The sequence below is a fragment of the Streptosporangium fragile genome (genome assembly GCF_039534445.1).
GTDB lineage: Bacteria > Actinomycetota > Actinomycetes > Streptosporangiales > Streptosporangiaceae > Streptosporangium > Streptosporangium fragile.
This window is the reverse complement of sequence record NZ_BAAAVI010000204.1, coordinates 1-555: the sequence shown is the minus strand read 5'-3', so window position 1 is coordinate 555 and position 555 is coordinate 1. Positions and strand designations below refer to the sequence as shown.

The 555-nt window shown below is 70.3% G+C and carries 1 protein-coding gene; it reads left to right on the top strand.

Going from position 1 to position 555, the window contains the following annotated elements; genetic code table 11:
• Positions 1–104 precede the first annotated feature (104 nt).
• The coding region (locus ABD841_RS40655) for a choice-of-anchor D domain-containing protein (RefSeq protein WP_344982430.1) at positions 105–555 on the top strand (451 nt) is incomplete at its 3' end.

The window sequence follows — 555 nt, the reverse complement described above, 5'->3', positions numbered from 1 at the left end:
ACAACACCGCCGCCACCAGCGCGACGGTCAAGCCCTGGCTGGACAGGACCGGGATCAACTGGACGAACCAGGTGCAGGTGGGGCAGGAAAGCGATGAAAGCACGGTGACGCTGACCAACCGGGGCAACACGCCGCTCCCGCTGAAGGCGATCGCGGTCACCGGGCCGTTCAAGCAGACCAACACCTGCCCCACCGAGCTGAAGGTGGGCCAGGCGTGCACCGTGACGGTGGTCTTCGCCCCCACCCAGGACGGCAACGCGACCGGGACGCTGACCTTCACCACCGCCGACGGGGCCGAGCCGGCCCATGTGGTCACCCTGGCCGGGGAAGGCGTGGCGAACGCGGCCCCGGTCATCCAGGAGCCCTCGGGTCTTCCGCTGAAGGGCACGGTGGGCAAGGAGCTCACCCTGAAGGTGGACTTCACCGACGCCGACCTGGCCGACACGCACACCGCGCGGGTGTTCTGGGGCGACGGGAACCCTCCCGTGGAGGTAGACGTGGAGCAGCGCGCCGGCGGCGGGACCGTGACGGCGACCAAGACGTTCGGCGCCGCCA